15 protein-coding genes are annotated in these 16,684 nt (G+C 72.5%); 5 read left to right on the top strand and 10 right to left on the bottom strand.

All coding sequences use genetic code 11. The features are described 5' to 3' along the window. Positions 1 to 41 precede the first annotated feature (41 nt). On the bottom strand, positions 42 to 656 hold the full coding sequence (gene rpsD, locus AB0M03_RS18110) for a 30S ribosomal protein S4 (protein ID WP_263102434.1): 615 nt from the start codon (positions 654 to 656) through the stop codon (positions 42 to 44). 370 nt (positions 657 to 1,026) lie between these two features. Beyond that, positions 1,027 to 2,376 carry a replication-associated recombination protein A gene (locus tag AB0M03_RS18105; RefSeq protein WP_363492532.1) on the bottom strand — a complete coding sequence of 450 codons (1,350 nt, stop codon included), beginning with the start codon at positions 2,374 to 2,376 and terminating at the stop codon, positions 1,027 to 1,029. 105 nt (positions 2,377 to 2,481) lie between these two features. Here AB0M03_RS18105 and AB0M03_RS18100 point away from each other — a divergent pair, with 105 nt between their 5' ends. Beyond that, positions 2,482 to 2,982 (top strand): VOC family protein, encoded by a 501-nt coding sequence (locus AB0M03_RS18100; protein WP_363492531.1) that lies wholly within the window; start codon positions 2,482 to 2,484, stop codon positions 2,980 to 2,982. Positions 2,983 to 2,986: 4 nt separating this feature from the next. On the opposite strand, the gene ppk2 is transcribed toward AB0M03_RS18100, so the two are convergent. Continuing rightward, complete coding sequence (ppk2, locus tag AB0M03_RS18095) at positions 2,987 to 3,784, bottom strand: polyphosphate kinase 2 (RefSeq protein ID WP_363492530.1); 798 nt, start codon at positions 3,782 to 3,784, stop codon at positions 2,987 to 2,989. A gap of 191 nt (positions 3,785 to 3,975) precedes the next feature. On the opposite strand from ppk2, the gene AB0M03_RS18090 reads away from it, so the two are divergent. Continuing rightward, positions 3,976 to 4,944: a LysR family transcriptional regulator gene (locus AB0M03_RS18090; RefSeq protein ID WP_363492529.1), complete on the top strand. Its 969-nt coding sequence runs from the start codon at positions 3,976 to 3,978 to the stop codon at positions 4,942 to 4,944. On the opposite strand, the gene AB0M03_RS18085 is transcribed toward AB0M03_RS18090, so the two are convergent. The 4 genes from AB0M03_RS18085 to AB0M03_RS18070 all read right to left on the bottom strand — a co-directional run bounded on the left by AB0M03_RS18085 (position 4,917) and on the right by AB0M03_RS18070 (position 9,264). Beyond that, on the bottom strand, positions 4,917 to 5,420 hold the full coding sequence (locus AB0M03_RS18085; protein WP_363492528.1) for an N-acetyltransferase: 504 nt from the start codon (positions 5,418 to 5,420) through the stop codon (positions 4,917 to 4,919). The genes AB0M03_RS18090 and AB0M03_RS18085 overlap by 28 nt on opposite strands. 93 nt (positions 5,421 to 5,513) lie before the next feature. Then, positions 5,514 to 7,286, bottom strand: coding sequence for an aspartate--tRNA ligase (gene aspS, locus AB0M03_RS18080; protein WP_363492527.1), 1,773 nt, complete (start codon positions 7,284 to 7,286; stop codon positions 5,514 to 5,516). Next, positions 7,283 to 8,545: a histidine--tRNA ligase gene (gene hisS, locus AB0M03_RS18075; RefSeq protein ID WP_363492526.1), complete on the bottom strand. Its 1,263-nt coding sequence runs from the start codon at positions 8,543 to 8,545 to the stop codon at positions 7,283 to 7,285. The genes aspS and hisS overlap by 4 nt, the downstream gene beginning before the upstream one ends. An 11-nt stretch (positions 8,546 to 8,556) precedes the next feature. Next, the gene (locus AB0M03_RS18070; protein ID WP_363492525.1) at positions 8,557 to 9,264 is read right to left on the bottom strand and encodes an MBL fold metallo-hydrolase; all 708 of its coding nucleotides are present in this window, start codon (positions 9,262 to 9,264) and stop codon (positions 8,557 to 8,559) included. A gap of 232 nt (positions 9,265 to 9,496) precedes the next feature. On the opposite strand from AB0M03_RS18070, the gene AB0M03_RS18065 reads away from it, so the two are divergent. Beyond that, positions 9,497 to 10,285 (top strand): peptidylprolyl isomerase, encoded by a 789-nt coding sequence (locus AB0M03_RS18065; RefSeq protein ID WP_363492524.1) that lies wholly within the window; start codon positions 9,497 to 9,499, stop codon positions 10,283 to 10,285. A gap of 253 nt (positions 10,286 to 10,538) precedes the next feature. Further along, on the top strand, positions 10,539 to 11,768 hold the full coding sequence (locus tag AB0M03_RS18060) for a DUF349 domain-containing protein (RefSeq protein ID WP_363492523.1): 1,230 nt from the start codon (positions 10,539 to 10,541) through the stop codon (positions 11,766 to 11,768). A gap of 94 nt (positions 11,769 to 11,862) precedes the next feature. Here AB0M03_RS18060 and AB0M03_RS18055 read toward each other — a convergent pair whose 3' ends face one another. Then, on the bottom strand, positions 11,863 to 12,726 hold the full coding sequence (locus AB0M03_RS18055) for an NmrA/HSCARG family protein (protein ID WP_363492522.1): 864 nt from the start codon (positions 12,724 to 12,726) through the stop codon (positions 11,863 to 11,865). A gap of 57 nt (positions 12,727 to 12,783) precedes the next feature. Here AB0M03_RS18055 and AB0M03_RS18050 point away from each other — a divergent pair, with 57 nt between their 5' ends. After that, the gene (locus tag AB0M03_RS18050; protein ID WP_363492521.1) at positions 12,784 to 13,233 is read left to right on the top strand and encodes a MarR family transcriptional regulator; all 450 of its coding nucleotides are present in this window, start codon (positions 12,784 to 12,786) and stop codon (positions 13,231 to 13,233) included. 52 nt (positions 13,234 to 13,285) lie between these two features. On the opposite strand, the gene AB0M03_RS18045 is transcribed toward AB0M03_RS18050, so the two are convergent. Both AB0M03_RS18045 and AB0M03_RS18040 read right to left on the bottom strand, forming a co-directional pair. Then, positions 13,286 to 15,697 (bottom strand): bifunctional (p)ppGpp synthetase/guanosine-3',5'-bis(diphosphate) 3'-pyrophosphohydrolase, encoded by a 2,412-nt coding sequence (locus AB0M03_RS18045; protein ID WP_363492520.1) that lies wholly within the window; start codon positions 15,695 to 15,697, stop codon positions 13,286 to 13,288. 409 nt (positions 15,698 to 16,106) lie between these two features. Continuing rightward, on the bottom strand, positions 16,107 to 16,658 hold the full coding sequence (locus tag AB0M03_RS18040; RefSeq protein ID WP_363492519.1) for an adenine phosphoribosyltransferase: 552 nt from the start codon (positions 16,656 to 16,658) through the stop codon (positions 16,107 to 16,109). Positions 16,659 to 16,684: the final 26 nt, after the last annotated feature.

Raw genomic sequence — 16,684 nt, 5'->3', positions numbered from 1 at the left:
GGGCTGCGGGGGCTCAGTGCTGCAGTGGTACTGCCCGCGGGTCAGCGCGAGTAGTACTCGACGACCAGCTGCTCGTCGCAGACGACCGGGACCTCGCGGCGCTGCGGCGCGCGGTCCAGGCGGAAGGCCAGGGCCTTCAGGTTGACCTCGAGGTACTTCGGGGTCTGGCCCTCGCCGGCGTTGCCGCCCTCGCGAGCCACCTGGAAGGGGACCTTCTCCTTGGACTTGTCCTTGACCGTGACGACGTAGCCCGGCTTCATCTGGAACGACGGCTTGTTGACCTTGCTGCCGTTGACCTCGATGTGGCCGTGCACGACCATCTGACGGGCCTGGTAGATGGTGCGGGCGATGCCCGAACGCAGGACCAGGGCGTCGAGACGGGTCTCCAGCAGGGCGACGAGCGCCTCACCGGTCTTGCCCTCGACCTTCTTGGCCGACTCGAAGGCGCGGGCCATCTGCTTCTCGCTCAGGTCGTACTGCGCGCGCAGACGCTGCTTCTCGGTCAGACGGACCTTGTAGTCAGAGTTCTGCTTGCGGCCGCGGCCGTGCTGGCCGGGCGGGTAGGGGCGGGCCTCGAAGTACTTGACGGACTTCGGGGTCAGCGGGACGCCCAGGGCACGAGCGATCTTGACCTTGGGGCGCTTCTGGTTCGCCATGGAACCAATACCTCTTTCGGTGTGCGAATACGGCTTCACCAGGTGTTGACGGAGGCCGCTTCTCGCGACCCGGAGAAAAACCACCGGGGTGGTCAGCCGCTCTCCGAGCCGGGCACGTGCGTGCTTGCACACGAGTGGCCCACCGACCGCGGGGGTGGTGGGCTGCCCGCGACACCGGAACCGGTGCGCGACGCTCCTGGAGGCCCTCCCGGAGGAGGGACCTCGTGGCCGGTGCCCCGCTGGTGCGGACGGTCGGCCGGTTCTCACCCGCCGCCGTGCCCGGGACATGGCACTCCGATCGAGTATACCGCCGGCCCACCGGTCCGGATCACCGCCCCGAAGTCGCCGCGCCCGGGCCGCGCCGCGGGGTTCACTCCCCCTTGAGCCGGGCCCTGGTCCACTCGACGGTGTCGGCGTAGCGCGCCTCGCCGCCGCGCCGGGTGGGGTGGTAGTACGCCTTGCCGTGGACCGCGTCCGGCGCGTACTGCTGGGCGGCGATGCCCTCGGGGAGGTCGTGCGGGTACTGGTACCCCTTGCCGTGGCCGAGTTTGCCGGCGCCGCCGTAGTGCGCGTCGCGCAGGTGCGGCGGGACGGCGCCCGCCATCCCCTGCCGGACGTCGGCGAGGGCGGCGTCGATGGCCAGGTAGGCGGCGTTGGACTTGGGCGCGAGCGCGAGCGCGATGGCGGCCTGGGCGAGGATGATCCGGGCCTCCGGGAAGCCGATCATGGCGACCGCCTGGGCGGCCGCGACGGCGGTGGAGAGCGCGGTGGGGTCGGCCAGGCCGACGTCCTCGCTGGCGGAGATCATCAGGCGCCGGGCGATGAACCGCGGGTCCTCCCCCGCCTCGATCATCCGGGCCAGGTAGTGCAGGGTGGCGTCCACGTCGCTGCCGCGGATCGACTTGATCAGGGCGCTGGCCACGTCGTAGTGCTGGTCGCCGTCCTTGTCGTAGCGGACGGCGGCCTGGTCGACGGCGGTCTCGGTGGCCGCCAGGGTGATCTCCGCCGCGCCCTGCTCCAGCGCGGCGCCGGCCGCCGCCTCCAGGGTGGTCAGCGCCCGGCGGGCGTCGCCTCCGGCGAGGCGGACGAGGTGGTCCTCCGCCTCCGCGGTGAGCTCGACGGCGCCCGCCAGCCCGCGCTCGTCCGCCACGGCGCGGCGCAGCAGCAGGCGGACGTCCTCGTCGGTGAGTGACTCCAGGGTGAGCAGCAGCGAGCGGGATAGCAGCGGGGAGATCACCGAGAAGTAGGGGTTCTCGGTGGTGGCGGCGATCAGGGTGACCCAGCGGTTCTCCACGGCGGGCAGCAGGGAGTCCTGCTGGGCCTTGGAGAAGCGGTGGATCTCGTCGAGGAAGAGGACGGTCTCGCGGCCGGTCATGCCGACGGCGCGGCGGGCGCCGTCGATGACCGCGCGGACCTCCTTGACGCCCGCGGTGATGGCGGAGAGTTCGACGAAGCGGCCCTCGACGGCCTGGCTGATGACGTGGGCGAGGGTGGTCTTGCCGGTGCCGGGCGGGCCCCAGAGGATCACCGAGCTGGTGGCGGCCGGGCCCTTGGCGCCGGCGACCAGGCGGCGCAGCGGGGAGCCGTCGCGCAGCAGGCGGCGCTGGCCGGCGACCTCGTCCAGGGTGCGCGGGCGCATCCGTACGGCGAGCGGGGCGCGGCCGGGTTCCTTGGCCTGGCGTTCCTCGGCGGCGGCGGTGAAGAGGTCCGGTTCGTCCACGGGCGCAAGGGTATGCGAGGGCGCCGACGGCCAGGGTGGGTAGTTCGAATTTGAACCTGACCGCGTAGGCTGGGTGGCTTCCCCCGCTGTCGAAGGAGTGCCGCCATGTCCGTCCGCCGCCTGAACCACGCCGTGCTGTGGATACGCGACGTCGACCGCTCGGTCGCGTTCTACACCGACGTCTTCGGTTTCCGGGTCGACCACCTGATCGCGGGGCGGGCGGCGTTCCTGTCGGCGCCCGGCACGCTCAACGACCACGACCTGGGCCTCTTCGCGATCGGCGCGGACGCGCCCGGCCCGGAGCAGGGCCGGGTGGGCCTCTACCACCTGGCGTGGGAGGTCGGCACGCTGGGCGAGCTGGCCTCGCTGGGTGCCCGGCTGGCGGAGCTGGACGCCCTGGTCGGCTCCACCGACCACCTGGTGTCCAAGTCCTTCTACGCCAAGGACCCGGACGGCAACGAGTTCGAGGTGATGTGGCGGGTGCCGCGCGAGGACTGGCCGGCGGCGGACTCGGGTGCCCGCCCGGGCCCGCTCGACCTGGCGGCCGCCCTGGACCGCTGGGGCCCGGACCTGGCCACCGGCGCCGCGGCCGGCTCGGCGACCTGAGCGGTCAGCCCCGGAGCGTCGAGGCGTGGTCCGGGACGTACGTCTGGAGGTCCCGGGGCGGGCGGCGGTAGCCGGTCGGCCCGGGGCGGGGCGGCAGGCTGACCGCGGGCGGCTCGATCGCCTTGTAGGGCACGGTGGAGAGCAGGTGGGCGATCATGTTGATCCGGGACCGCCGCTTGTCGTCGCTCTCCACCACGTACCAGGGCGACCAGGGGGTGTCGGTGTGGGCGAACATCTCGTCCTTGGCCCGGGAGTACTCCTCCCAGCGGGTGATCGACTCGACGTCCATCGGGGAGAGCTTCCAGCGCCGCATCGGGTCCTCCAGGCGGTCCCGGAAGCGCTTCTCCTGCTCCTTGTCGCTCACCGAGAACCAGTACTTGCGCACCAGGATGCCCGCCTCGACGAGCATCTGCTCGAAGATCGGCGCCTGGTGCAGGAACAGCCGGTACTCCTCCTCGGTGCAGAAGCCCATCACGCGTTCCACACCGGCGCGGTTGTACCAGCTGCGGTCGAACAGGACGATCTCGCCGGCGGCCGGCAGGTGCTCGACGTAGCGCTGGAAGTACCACTGGCCGCGCTGGCGCTCGGTCGGGGCGGGCAGTGCGGCGATCCGGGCGAGGCGCGGATTGAGGTACTCGGTGACCCGTTTGATCGCGCCGCCCTTGCCGGCGGCGTCCCGGCCCTCGAAGACCACGACCAGCCGCACCCCTTCGGAGCGGACCCACTCCTGGAGGCGGACGAGCTCGTACTGGAGCCGCAGCAGCTCCTGCTCGTACGGTTTCTTCGCGAGCCTCTTCGCCACGGGTGCCCTCCGTTCGCCGGTGGGCACTCACGCTACGGCCGATCCGGCCCCCTTGCAGGGATTCGGCCGCCGACCGCAGGGTGGAGGGCACCGGCAGCCCCCTGCACCGCCGGTACCGCTCCCCCCGTGAAGCGCAGACTCTTCCGCAGCCCGGCCGCGCGGTCCAATTCCACGATCCATACCCTGTGGGCATGGACATCGACACCCGGCTGCTGCGGTCGTTCGCAGCGGTGTTCGAGGAAGGGCAGCTGACCGCCGCGGCGTCCCGGCTGGCCGTGTCGCAGCCGACGCTGACCAAGCAGATCCGGCTGCTGGAGAAGCAGCTGGAGGTACGGCTGTTCGAGCGGTCGCGGGCCGGGATGGCGCCCACCCCTGCCGCGCACGAGCTGGCCGCCCGGGTGCCGGCGCTGCTCGCCGGCTGGGCGGAGGCGCTGCGGGCGACCCGCGGTGCGGCCGGGCACCCGGACACGCTGCGGGTGGCCTTCGAGGGGGCGACGATCAACCTGGTGGGCCGGGCCACGGTGGAGGACTTCGGCCGCCGGATGCCCGGCTGGCAGGTGCGGCTGCGGCAGTTCAACGTCTTCGACTCCGCCGCCGCACTGGACTCCGGCGAGGTCGACCTGGCGCTCTGGCACGCCCCTCCGGAGGACGGCGACGACACGGCGGACGGCCGGTACGGCTGCGCCCCGCTCGGCCTGGACGAGCGGTGGGCGGTGCTCCCCGCGGGCCACCCGCTGGCCGGCCGGGCGGAGCTGGAGATGGCGGAGCTGCTGGACGAGGCCGTGGTGGCGGTACCGGCCGCGGCCGGCTTCTGGCGCGACCACTGGCTGGGGGCGGACGCCCGCGGCGGGCGCCCGGTGCGGGTGGGTGCGGTGGCGTACAGCCCGGACGAGTGGCTGACGGCGGTGGCCTGCGGCCAGGGCATCGGCTTCGCGCCTGCCTCGATCGGGGCACTGGTGGGGCGTCCGGACGTGGTGTTCAGGCCGGTGCGCGGCCTCGGGCCGAGCCGGGCGGGCCTCTACTGGCTGGCGGACCGGCCGGCGGGGCCGGCCGTCGAGGCCTTCGTGCGCAGCTGCCGGGAGACGGTGGCGGTGGGCGGCCGGGTGCGGCCGCCCGTGGGCCCGGGTGCGGATCAGACGCCGTCGAACGGGGCCGGGTAGCGGCAGAAGCCGCGCGGCGTGCCGTCGTAACCGGCCAGCGGCAGGGCGAGGAAGCAGTCGTCCTGCACCTCGTAGGGGCCGGTGATCTCGTGGCGGGAGGCCGGGATGAAGCCGAAGCGGGAGTAGTAGCCCGGGTCGCCGAGGACGACGACCATGCGCTCGCCGGCCTCCTCGGCGGCGTTCAGGGCGGCGCGCACCACCAGGGCGCCGATGCCCTTGCGCTGCCACTCCGGTGCGACGGCGACCGGGGCGAGTGCCAGCGCCCAGCCGTCGCCGACCTGAAGGCGGGTCAGCAGGGCGTGGGCGAGGACGAGTTCGTCCTCCACCGCGACGAGCGAGAAGTCCGGTATCCAGGCGGGGTCGCGGCGCAGCGCGTCGACGAGGTCGGCCTCGTCGGGGCCGGGGAACGCCGCCATGTGCACCCGCCGGGTGGCGGGAGCATCCGACGGGAGCTCGACTCTGGTACGGACGGCCATGTGGTGCACTCCTCTGTCGTCGCACGCCGTTGTGGACCGGCCCCGGTCGGTGCAGTGCACCGACCGGGGCCGTGACAGGGTAGCCGACCTGGGTCAGACCTTGGGCTCGGTCTCCGACTTGGGCTTGGCGTCGACGCCCGCCTCGCGCCGCTGCGCGGGGGTGATCGGGGTCGGCGCACCGGTCAGCGGGTCGCCGCCGGTGGACGTCTTCGGGAAGGCGATGACGTCCCGGATGGTGTCGTACCCGCCGAGGAGGGTGACGATGCGGTCCAGGCCGAAGGCGACACCGCCGTGCGGCGGCGGGCCGTAGTTGAAGGCGTCCAGCAGGAAGCCGAACTGCGAGGACGCCTCCTCCTCGGAGAGGCCGATCGCGTCGAAGGCGCGCTTCTGGACGTCCCGCTGGTGGATACGGATCGAACCGCCGCCCAGCTCGGAGCCGTTGAGCACCAGGTCGTAGGCGTTGGAGAGGGCGCTGCCCGGGTCGGTGTCGAAGCTCGCCAGCGACTCGGCGGTGGGCGCGGTGAAGGGGTGGTGCACCGCGTGCCAGCCCTGGAAGTTGCCCTTGTCGTCCTCGATGGGCTCGAACATCGGGAAGTCGACGACCCAGAGGAAGGCCCACTGCGACTCGTCGATCAGGTTGCAGCGGCGGCCGATCTCCAGGCGGGCGGCACCGAGCAGCTCCTGGGAGGGGGCCTTCTTGCCGGCCGCGAAGAACACCGCGTCGCCGGGCTTGGCGCCGGCGGCGGCGGCCAGGCCGGCCAGGTGCTCCTCGGAGAGGTTCTTGGCGACCGGGCCGCGCAGCTCGCCGGTCTCGGCGTCGACGAGGACGTAGGCGAGGCCGCGGGCGCCGCGGGCCTTGGCCCAGTCCTGCCAGGCGTCGAGCTGCTTGCGGGGCTGCGAGGCGCCGCCGGGCATGACGACCGCACCGACGTACGGGGCCTGGAACACGCGGAACTCGGTGCCGGCGAAGTACTCGGTGAGGTCGGTCAGCTCCTGGCCGAAGCGGACGTCCGGCTTGTCGGAGCCGTAGCGGGCCATCGCGTCCGCGTAGGTCATCCGCGGCAGCGGGTTGGGCACCTCGTAGCCGTGCACCTCGCGCCAGATCGCGCCGATGACCTTCTCGCCGAGGGCCAGGACGTCCTCCTGGTCGACGAAGGAGGCCTCGATGTCGAGCTGGGTGAACTCCGGCTGGCGGTCGGCGCGGAAGTCCTCGTCGCGGAAGCAGCGGGCGATCTGGTAGTAGCGCTCCATGCCGGCCACCATCAGCAGTTGCTTGAACAGCTGGGGCGACTGCGGCAGGGCGTACCAGTGGCCGGGCTGCAGGCGGACGGGGACGAGGAAGTCGCGGGCGCCCTCGGGGGTGGAGCGGGTGAGGTACGGCGTCTCGATGTCGAGGTAGTCGTTCTCCTCCATCACCCGGCGGATGATGTTGTTGACCTTGGAGCGCAGGCGCAGCGCGCGGGCCGGGCCCTCGCGGCGGAGGTCCAGGTAGCGGTAGCGCAGGCGGACCTCCTCGTTGACCGTGCCGGGCTCGTACTCGGCGACCGGGAACGGGACGGGGGCGGCCTCGGAGAGCACCTCGATCGCGTTGACGACGACCTCGACGGCACCGGTGGCGATGTCGGGGTTCTCGTTGCCCTCGGGGCGCACGCGGACCTCGCCGACGACCTTGACGCAGTACTCGGCGCGCAGGCCGTGCACCGAGTCCAGGTCGCGGACGACGATCTGCACGGTGCCGGAGGCGTCGCGCAGGTCGATGAACGCCACACCGCCGTGGTCGCGGCGGCGGGCGACCCAGCCGGCCAGGGTGACGGTCGTTCCGGCGTGCTCCGCGCGGAGCGTGCCCGCGTCGTGCGTGCGGATCACAGCTGCTTCTCCTTCAGGGTGGATACGAGTGCTTCGAGTTCGACGGGGTTCTGCTCGCCGGTGGTCATGTCCTTGAGCTGGACGACCCCGGCGGCGAGATCTCGGTCCCCGGCGACCAGGGCGAAGCGGGCGCCGGAACGGTCGGCGGACTTCATGGCGTTCTTGATGCTCTTGACGCCGAAGGCGAGGTCGGTGGCGACACCGGCCCGGCGCAGCTCGACCACCTTGGCGAAGAGGACGTTCTTGGCCTCCTCGCCGAGCGCGACGGCGTAGACGGCGGTGGGCGCGGGCAGGTCGAGGACGACGCCCTCGGCCTCCAGGGCCAGGTAGGTGCGGTCCACCCCGAGGGCCCAGCCGACGGACGGCAGCGCGGGGCCGCCGATCATCTCGGACAGGCCGTCGTAGCGGCCGCCGCCGCCGATCGCGGACTGCGCACCGAGGCCGTTGTGCACGAACTCGAAGGTGGTGCGGGTGTAGTAGTCCAGGCCGCGGACGAGCTTGGGGTCGTCGGTGAAGGCCACGCCGTTGGCGGTGAGCAGCTCGCGGACCCTCTCGTCGTACGCCTTGCAGTCCTCGCAGAGGTAGTCGCGCAGCATCGGCGCGCCGCCGAGCTGGGCCTGCACCGACTCGCGCTTGTCGTCGAGGACGCGCAGCGGGTTGATCTCCGCGCGGCGGCGGGTGTCCTCGTCGAGGTCGAGGCCGGCCAGGAACTCGACCAGGGCGGCGCGGTAGACCGGGCGGCACTGCTTGTCGCCGAGGCTGTTGAGCAACAGCGTGTAGTCGCTCAGGCCGAGCGAGCGGAAGGCGTCGTCGGCCAGGACGATCAGCTCGGCGTCGAGCGCCGGGTCCTCCGCGCCGATCGCCTCGGCGCCGACCTGGGCGAACTGACGGTAGCGTCCCTTCTGGGCGCGCTCGTAGCGGTAGTACGAGCCCGAGTACCAGAGCTTGACCGGCAGGTTGCCCTGCTTGTGCAGGTTGGCCTGGAGGGCGGCGCGCAGCACCGAGGCGGTGCCCTCGGGGCGCAGGGCGAGCTCGTCGCCGCCCTTGGTGGTGAGGTTGTACATCTCCTTGGTGACGATGTCGGTGGACTCGCCGACGCCGCGGGAGAAGAGCTTCACATCCTCGAAGACCGGGGTCTCGACGTAGCCGTACCCGGCCAGGCGGGCCGGCGCGGCCAGGCGCTCGCGGATCGCCAGGAAGGTCGCGGAGCTCGGGGGCAGCAGGTCGTAGGTGCCCTTGGGGGCGGAGAAGGTGCTCAACGTCTCTTCCGTCACATTCCTCGTCGCGGGTGGGCCGGAGCATCCAGCGCACCGGCCGCCTGCAGGAGGTACGGGTTGGTGGCGCGCTCACGGCCGATGGTGGTCTGGGAGCCGTGGCCGGAGAGGACCACGGTCTCGTCGTCGAGGGGCAGGCACACCCGGGCCAGCGATTCCATGATCGCCTTGCTGTCCCCGCCCGGGAGGTCCGTACGCCCGATGGAGCCGGCGAACAGCAGGTCGCCCGAGAACAGGACCGGCGGGATCTGGTCCGACGAGGGCGTCCGGAAGGTCACCGACCCCCTGGTATGGCCCGGCGCGTGGTCGACGGTGAGTTCCAGGCCGGCCAGCTCCAGCACGCTGCCGTCGGTGAGCTCGCGGACGTCGTCCGGCTCGCCGACGGTGATCGAGCCCATGATCTGCTGCCCGAGGGAGCGGCCCAGGCCGCGGCCCGGGTCCTTCATCATGTAGCGGTCCTCGGGGTGGATCCAGGCCGGGACGCCGCGGGCGCCGCAGACCGGCACCACGGAGGCGATGTGGTCGATGTGGCCGTGGGTGAGGAGCACGGCGACCGGCTTCAGCCGGTGCTCGCGGATGAGTTCCTCGACGCCCTGCGCGGCCTCGTGGCCCGGATCGACGATCACGCACTCCTCGCCGGCGGCCGGCGCGACCAGGTAGCAGTTGGTGCCCCAGGCTCCGGCGGGAAATCCGGCGACGAACACGCTAGTCCTTATGTCGGGAGGGAGGCGGGCCCGTGATGTCACCGCCCGGTCACACCGCAGCCTACCGGCGGCACGGCACCGGGAGCGAACCAGATAGGCCCCGCCATGCCCGACGGCGGCGGCGTTTGATCTCGTACTTACGCTCTGGGTCCTTACACTTGGCCGCCTGCGGATGCGATGATCCGCACCGGAACCCCCCAACCCCCGCATCAGCACTCAGGAGACACGGCCGGTGGTCAGCAGCGAACAGCGGCGGCGGCAGCTCGCCCGCGAGAAGTACGAGCGCCAGATGGAGCGGCGTGCCGAGGCACAGCGGCAGGCGCGCAAGCGCAACCTGCTGGTCGGCGCCGCCGTGGCCGTCCTGGTGGTCGGCGTCGCCGGTGCGACCTGGGCGCTGAGCGGCTCGGAGGAGAAGCAGGACCCGGCCGCGGCCCCGACGCCGACCGCGGCGGCCACCCCGGTCAAGGGCTGCACCACCCCGGCGCCCGGCTCGCCGAACGGCAAGCAGTTCAAGGCCGAGCCGGCCATGGCGGTGGACACCAAGGCCAACTACACGATGTCGCTGGACACCAGCTGCGGCAAGATCACCATCGCGCTGGACGCCGCCAAGGCCCCGCACACGGTGAACTCCTTCGCGTTCCTGTCCAACGAGAAGTACTTCGACCACACCAAGTGCCACCGCCTCACCACCGAGGGCATCTACGTGCTGCAGTGCGGCGACCCGACCGGCACCGGTTCGGGCGGCCCGGGCTACCAGTTCGCGGACGAGAACCTGACCGGCGCGACCTACCCGGCGGGCACGGTGGCCATGGCCAACGCCGGCCCGGGCACCAACGGCAGCCAGTTCTTCCTGGTCTACAAGGACACCCAGCTCCCGCCGAACTACACCCCGTTCGGCAAGGTGACGGGCGGCCTCGACGTCGTGCAGAACATCGCCGCGGGCGGTGTCCAGGGCGGCGGCGGCGACGGCGCGCCGGTGGCCGACATGGTGCTCAACTCGGTGACCACCGCGAAGGGTTGATCCACGCGGGCGTGCGCCCCGGCCGGCCGGCGGCCGCCGGGGCGCACGCTTCCCGGGAAATCACCCGGCCCGGATGCGGACAGCACCGACGCTGGTCGCCTATGTTGCTGTTGTATAGGGTGCCCTGACCGTCGGCCGTCACCCTCGGCAGCACTCGGCGGCAGGACGGCGGACTCCATCGGTCCGCCGCACATTCAACTGTGGACGACGTCCCTCGCCGCCGCGGCGGGCGGGCGTCATTGGAGGAGGCGCTGTGAGCAGCGACCCGTGGGGCCGTGTCGACGAGCAGGGGACCGTGTACGTCAGGACCGCCGAGGGCGAACGCGTCGTCGGTTCCTGGCAGGCGGGCTCCCCGGAGGAGGCCCTCGCGTACTTCGAGCGCAAGTACCAGGGGCTGGAGGCCGAGATCGGCCTGCTGGAGCACCGCGTCCGCAAGACCGACCTGGCCGCCAAGGAGGCACAGGTCGCCCTCGACCACCTCAAGGCCCAGGTGGCCGAGGCGCACGCGGTCGGCGACCTGGACGCGCTGGCGAAGCGCCTCGACACGCTGAGCGGCGAGATCGAGACCCGGCAGAGCGAGCGGCGCGCCGCCCGCGCCAAGGCCCAGGAGGAGGCGCGGTCCTCCAAGGAGGCGCTGGTCGCCGAGGCCGAGCAGCTGGCCGAGTCCACCCAGTGGCGGGAGGCCGGCGACCGGCTGCGCGCCCTGGTGGAGACCTGGAAGGGCCTGCCGCGGCTGGACCGCAAGAGCGACGACGAGCTGTGGCACCGCTTCTCGCACGCCCGCTCGGTGTTCTCCAAGCACCGCAAGGCGCACTTCGCGGCGCTCGACAGCGAGCGCGAGCACGCCCGGGCGGCGAAGGAGAAGCTGGTCGCCGAGGCCGAGGCGCTGTCCGACTCGACCGAGTGGGGCGAGACCGCGGCCCGCTACCGCGACCTGATGGCGCAGTGGAAGGCCGCCGGGCGCGCGCAGAGGGATGCCGAGGAGGAGCTGTGGGCGCGGTTCCGCGGCGCCCAGGACGTGTTCTTCCAGGCCCGGTCCTCCGCGTTCAGCGAGCGGGACGCCGAGCAGGGCGAGAACCAGAAGCTCAAGGAGGCGCTGCTGCTGGAGGCCGAGGCGATCCTGCCGATCACCGACCTCAAGGCGGCCAAGGCGGCGCTGCGCGACGTCAACGAGCGGTGGGAGGCGATCGGCCACGTGCCGCGTGCCGCCCGCGGCCAGCTGGACGGTCGGCTGAACGCGGTGGAGCGGGCGATCCGCGAAGCCGAGGACGCCGAGTGGAAGCGCACCAACCCGGAGGCGAAGGCCCGTGCGGCCGGCATGACCGGGCTGCTGCAGCAGGCCGTGGACAAGCTGCAGGCCGACCTGGACAAGGCGCGTGCGGCCGGCAATGCGAGCCGGGTCGCCAAGCTGGAGTCCGAGCTGGCCGGCCGTCAGGCCCTGCTGGAGCAGGCGCAGAAGAGCCTGGAGGAGTTCGGCGGCTGACGCCCCGCTCCCCCGCGCACACACGGAGGGCCCCCGCCGCGGCGGGGGCCCTCCGTGTGTGTCCGTCGGCGGGCGGCGGGCCACCGCCGCCGGGTCACAGCGGCCAGGTGCGGGCGTGCGCCCAGTCGGCGAAACCCTGCCAGCCGACGTCGGGGTGGTCGCGGCGCAGCGCGGCGGTGTCGATGTCCAGGCCGGTCTCGGTGAAGTAGCGGAACATCGCGGCGAGGTCGGCGGAGTAGGCCTCGATCTCGGCGAGCGGGAGGCGGCGGAAGCCGATCGGCCTGCCGGTGGCGGAGCCGAGCACCTCGGCGATCTCGGGACAGGTGAGGGCGTCGGAGGCGATGTCGATCCGCCGGCCGGCGAACTCGGCGGGGCGGGTGATCGCGAGGGCTGCGAAGGCGCCGATGTCGCGGGCGGGGACGAGTGCGAGCGGGCGCTCGGGCGGCATGGGGAGCACGAAGCTGCCCTCGCGCAACCCCTGCAGGGTCCACTCGCCCGCGTAGTTCTCCATGAAGGCGGCCGGGCCGAGGACGGTCCAGGGCACGCCGAGTCCGGCGAGGCGTCGCTCGATCAGGTACTTGCTGTCGAAGTGCGGGATGCCGGTGTCGCGGTCGGCGTGCGCAGCCGAGGTGAAGACGATGTGGCCGACCCGGGCGTCGGCGGCGGCCTCGACCAGGGCGGTGCCCTGGCGGACCTCGGTGCCGAGGTCGGTGCCGAAGGGCGTCGACATGGCGAAGAGGGCGCCGGCGCCGGCGAGGGCGGCGTCCAGGGACTCCCGGTCGTCGAAGTCGGCGGCCACCACCTGGGCACCGGCGGCCCTGAGGGCGCGAGCTGCGGCCGAGTCGGGGGTGCGGGTGAGGGCGCGGACGGACAGGCCGTGCGCGAGGAGGGCGTCGACGACGGCGGCGCCCTGGGTACCGGTGGCTCCGGCCACCGCAACATATGATGTCTGCGTCACGCAGACACTGTAGGACAAGTTCTCTGCGCCGCGCAGATATTTATTCGGGAGGATGCCATGCCGCCGCACGACCTCGAAGCCGACTCCCGCCGCTACCTCGCCTCGTACGCACTGTTCAACCAGGCGGTGGCGGACCGGCTCGGGCTGCACCCCACCGACGTGCAGTGCCTCAACCTGCTCGGCCTGGAAGAGGGCCCGCTCACCACCGGCCGGATCGCCGAACTGACCGGTCTCACCAGCGGCTCGGCCACCCGCCTGGTGGACCGGCTGGAACGGGCCGGCTACGTCACCCGGCGGCGCGACGAGGAGGACCGCCGCCGGGTGCTGGTCGAACCGGTACCCGCGGCGGCGATCCGCCTCGGCGAACTCTGGGGCGAGCTCGGCGAGGGCTGGGCGGCCATGCTGGCCGAGTACAGCGAGGAGGAACTCGCCTTCCTCGCCCGCCACATGCGCCGCACCACCGAACTCGCCGAACGCCAGATCCAGCGCCTGCGCGAGGGCGGGTGAACGGCAGGGGCGCGGGGAACCGTTCCCCGCGCCCCTGAATGGTCTGCCCCGGCTACTTCTTCGCCGAGGTCACCCGGTAGACGTCGTACACGCCCTCGACGCCGCGGACGGCCTTCAGGACGTGGCCGAGGTGCTTCGGGTCGCCCATCTCGAAGGTGAAGCGGCTCATCGCCACCCGGTCGCGGGAGGTCTGCACCGCCGCCGACAGGATGTTGACGTGCTGGTCGGAGAGCACCCGGGTGACGTCCGACAGCAGGCGGGAGCGGTCCAGCGCCTCGACCTGGATGGCCACCAGGAAGACCGAGGACTGGGTGGCCGCCCACTCGACCTCGATCATCCGCTCCGGCTGCTGGGACAGCGCCTCGACGTTGACGCAGTCCGAGCGGTGGATGGAGACGCCGTTGCCGCGGGTCACGAAGCCCACGATCGGGTCGCCCGGCACCGGCGTGCAGCAGCGCGCCAGCTTCACCCAGAGGTCGTCGACGCCCTTGACGATCACACCCGGGTCGCCCTTGGCGCGGCGGCGCAGCGTGCGGCTCTGGTGGGTCGGGGTGGCCGTCTCGGCGAGGTCCTCGGTCGCACCCTCCTCGCCGCCGAGCGCCTGCACCAGCTTCTGCACGATGGACTGCGCGGCGACGTGGCCCTCGCCGATGGCGGCGTAGAGCGAGGAGATGTCGGGGTAGCGCATCTCGTGCGCGAGGGTGACCAGGGAGTCGCCGGTGAGGATGCGCTGGATCGGCAGGCCCTGCTTGCGCATCGCCCGGGCGATGGCCTCCTTGCCGTGCTCGATGGCCTCCTCGCGGCGCTCCTTGGAGAACCAGGCGCGGATCTTGTTGCGGGCACGCGGCGACTTGACGAAGGTGAGCCAGTCCCGGGAGGGGCCGGCGTTCTCCGCCTTGGAGGTGAAGACCTCGACGGTGTCGCCGTTCTCGAGCTCGGACTCCAGCGGCACCAGGCGGCCGTTGACCCGGGCGCCGATGCAGCGGTAGCCGACCTCGGTGTGCACCGCGAAGGCGAAGTCCACCGGGGTGGCCTTCGCTGGCAGCGCTATCACGTCACCCTTGGGGGTGAAGACGAAGACCTCGTTGCTGGAGAGGTCGAAGCGCAGCGACTCGAGGAACTCGCTCGGGTCCTCGGTCTCCTTCTGCCAGTCCAGCAGCTGCCGCAGCCAGGCCATCTCGTTGACGGCGTCGGCCTTGTCGTGCTTGCGGGCGTGCACCGGGGTGTCGGTGCGGACCTTGGAGGCGCCGGCCACCGCGCGCTGCTTGTACTTCCAGTGCGCGGCGATGCCGTACTCGGCGCGGCGGTGCATGTCGAAGGTGCGGATCTGCAGCTCGACCGGCTTGCCGCCGGGCCCGATGACCGTCGTGTGCAGCGACTGGTACATGTTGAACTTGGGCATCGCGATGTAGTCCTTGAACCGCCCCGGCACCGGGTTCCACCGCGCGTGGATGGTGCCCAGCGCCGCGTAACAGTCGCGGACGGTGTCGACCAGGACCCGGATGCCCACCAGGTCGTAGATCTCGGCGAAGTCGCGGCCCCGCACGATCATCTTCTGGTAGACCGAGTAGTAGTGCTTCGGCCGACCGGTGACCTGCGCCTGGATGCGGGCGCCGCGCAGGTCGCCCTGCACCTGGTCGATGACGGTGGCCAGGTACTCGTCGCGCTTGGGCGCGCGCTCGGCGACCAGGCGGACGATCTCGTCGTACATCTTGGGGTAGAGGATCGCGAAGGCGAGGTCCTCCAGCTCCCACTTGATGGTGTTCATGCCCAGCCGGTGCGCCAGCGGGGCGTAGATCTCCAGCGTCTCGCGGGCCTTCTTCTCCTGCTTCTCCCGCTTGAGGTAGCGCATGGTGCGCATGTTGTGCAGGCGGTCGGCGAGCTTGATCACCAGGACGCGCGGGTCCTTGGCCATCGCCACGACCATCTTGCGGACGGTCTCGGCCTGCGCGGCCTCGCCGAACTTGACCCGGTCCAGCTTGGTCACGCCGTCGACCAGCAGGGCCACCGAGTCGCCGAAGTCGCGGCGCAGCGTCTCCAGGCCGTAGTCGGTGTCCTCGACGGTGTCGTGCAGCAGACCCGCCATCAGCGTGGGGGCGTCCATGCCGAGCTCGGCGAGGATGGTCGCCACCGCCAGCGGGTGGGTGATGTACGGGTCGCCGCTCTTGCGCTTCTGCCCGCGGTGCCACTTCTCGGCGACCGCGTACGCCTTCTCGATCTCCTTGAGCAGGACCGGGTCGGCCTTCGGGTCGTTGGCCCGGATGGTGCGGAACAACGGCTCCAGGACGGGGTTGACCGCAGTGCTGCGCTGGCCGCCGAGGCGGGCGAGACGGGCCCGCATGCCGCCGGGGGACGGCCGGTGGGCGGCGGGCGGCGGCGCGGGGCGCGCCGGTCCGGCCCCGGAGGGCGTCGGACGGCTCTCGGGGGCAGCGGCCTCCGCGGTGGGCACAACCTCGTCGGGCAAGGACACTCCTCGGGGGCGCACGGCCTCCCCCTCGTTCGGGCGGTCGCGCCATCGGTCGCACCCGTCGGTCGTACAACCGGGAGGGGATGAATCTTCATGGTACCGAGAGTGCGGCCCCGTCGGTCGGCCGCCCGGCGCAGAAGGGCCGTGGGCAGACCGCCGGGGGCGCACAGGGCACCCCCGCCCCGCCCCGAGCCGAAGCGCCGCCGGTGCCGAAAGCGAGCGGGCGACACCCGCCCCGAGCCGAAGGGCCCGCCGGTGCCGAAAGCGAGGAGCGCGGGAGCGCAGCGACGGAGCGACGAGCGTCGGCGCCGGGTCAAGAGGGCCCGGAGGCGAGCGGGCGACGATCAGCGCGACGAGTGTCGGCGCCGGGTCAAGAGGGCCCGGAGGCGAGCGGGCGAAAATGCAGTCAGACGGTGACCAGGGCCTCCAGCGGTGCCCCGGCGAGGTGGGGGGCGAGACGTGCGCGGCCGTCCAGGAAGCCGAGCTCCATCAGGACGACCACGCCGGCGAGCTGCGCGCCGGCCTCGCGGACGAGGTCCAGCGAGGCGCCGAGGGTGCCGCCGGTGGCCAGCACGTCGTCGACCACCAGGACCCGCTCGCCGGCGGCGAAGGCGTCGCACTGGACCTCGAGCGTGGCGGAGCCGTACTCGAGGTCGTAGGAGCGGGCGAAGACGTCGCCGGGCAGCTTGCCCTTCTTGCGGATCGGCACGAAGCCGAGACCGGCGGCGACGGCCGCCGGGGCCGCCAGGACGAAGCCGCGGGCCTCCAGGCCGACCACCTTGGTCGCCCCGAGCTCGGCCGCGCGGGCGGCGAGCGCCCCGGTCAGCGCGCCGAACGCCTCGGCGTCGGCGAGCAGCGGCGCGATGTCCTTGAACAGCACGCCGGGCTTCGGGTAGTCCGGGACGTCCCTGATCCGGCTGGTGAGCAGCTCGGCGAGGGCGGGGTCGGGGGAGGTCACGTGGGTTCCTTCGGGTCTGCGGGCCG

The organism is Kitasatospora sp. NPDC051914, from assembly GCF_040680995.1.
Lineage (GTDB): Bacteria > Actinomycetota > Actinomycetes > Streptomycetales > Streptomycetaceae > Kitasatospora.
This window is presented reverse-complemented; position numbering and strand designations above follow the sequence as displayed.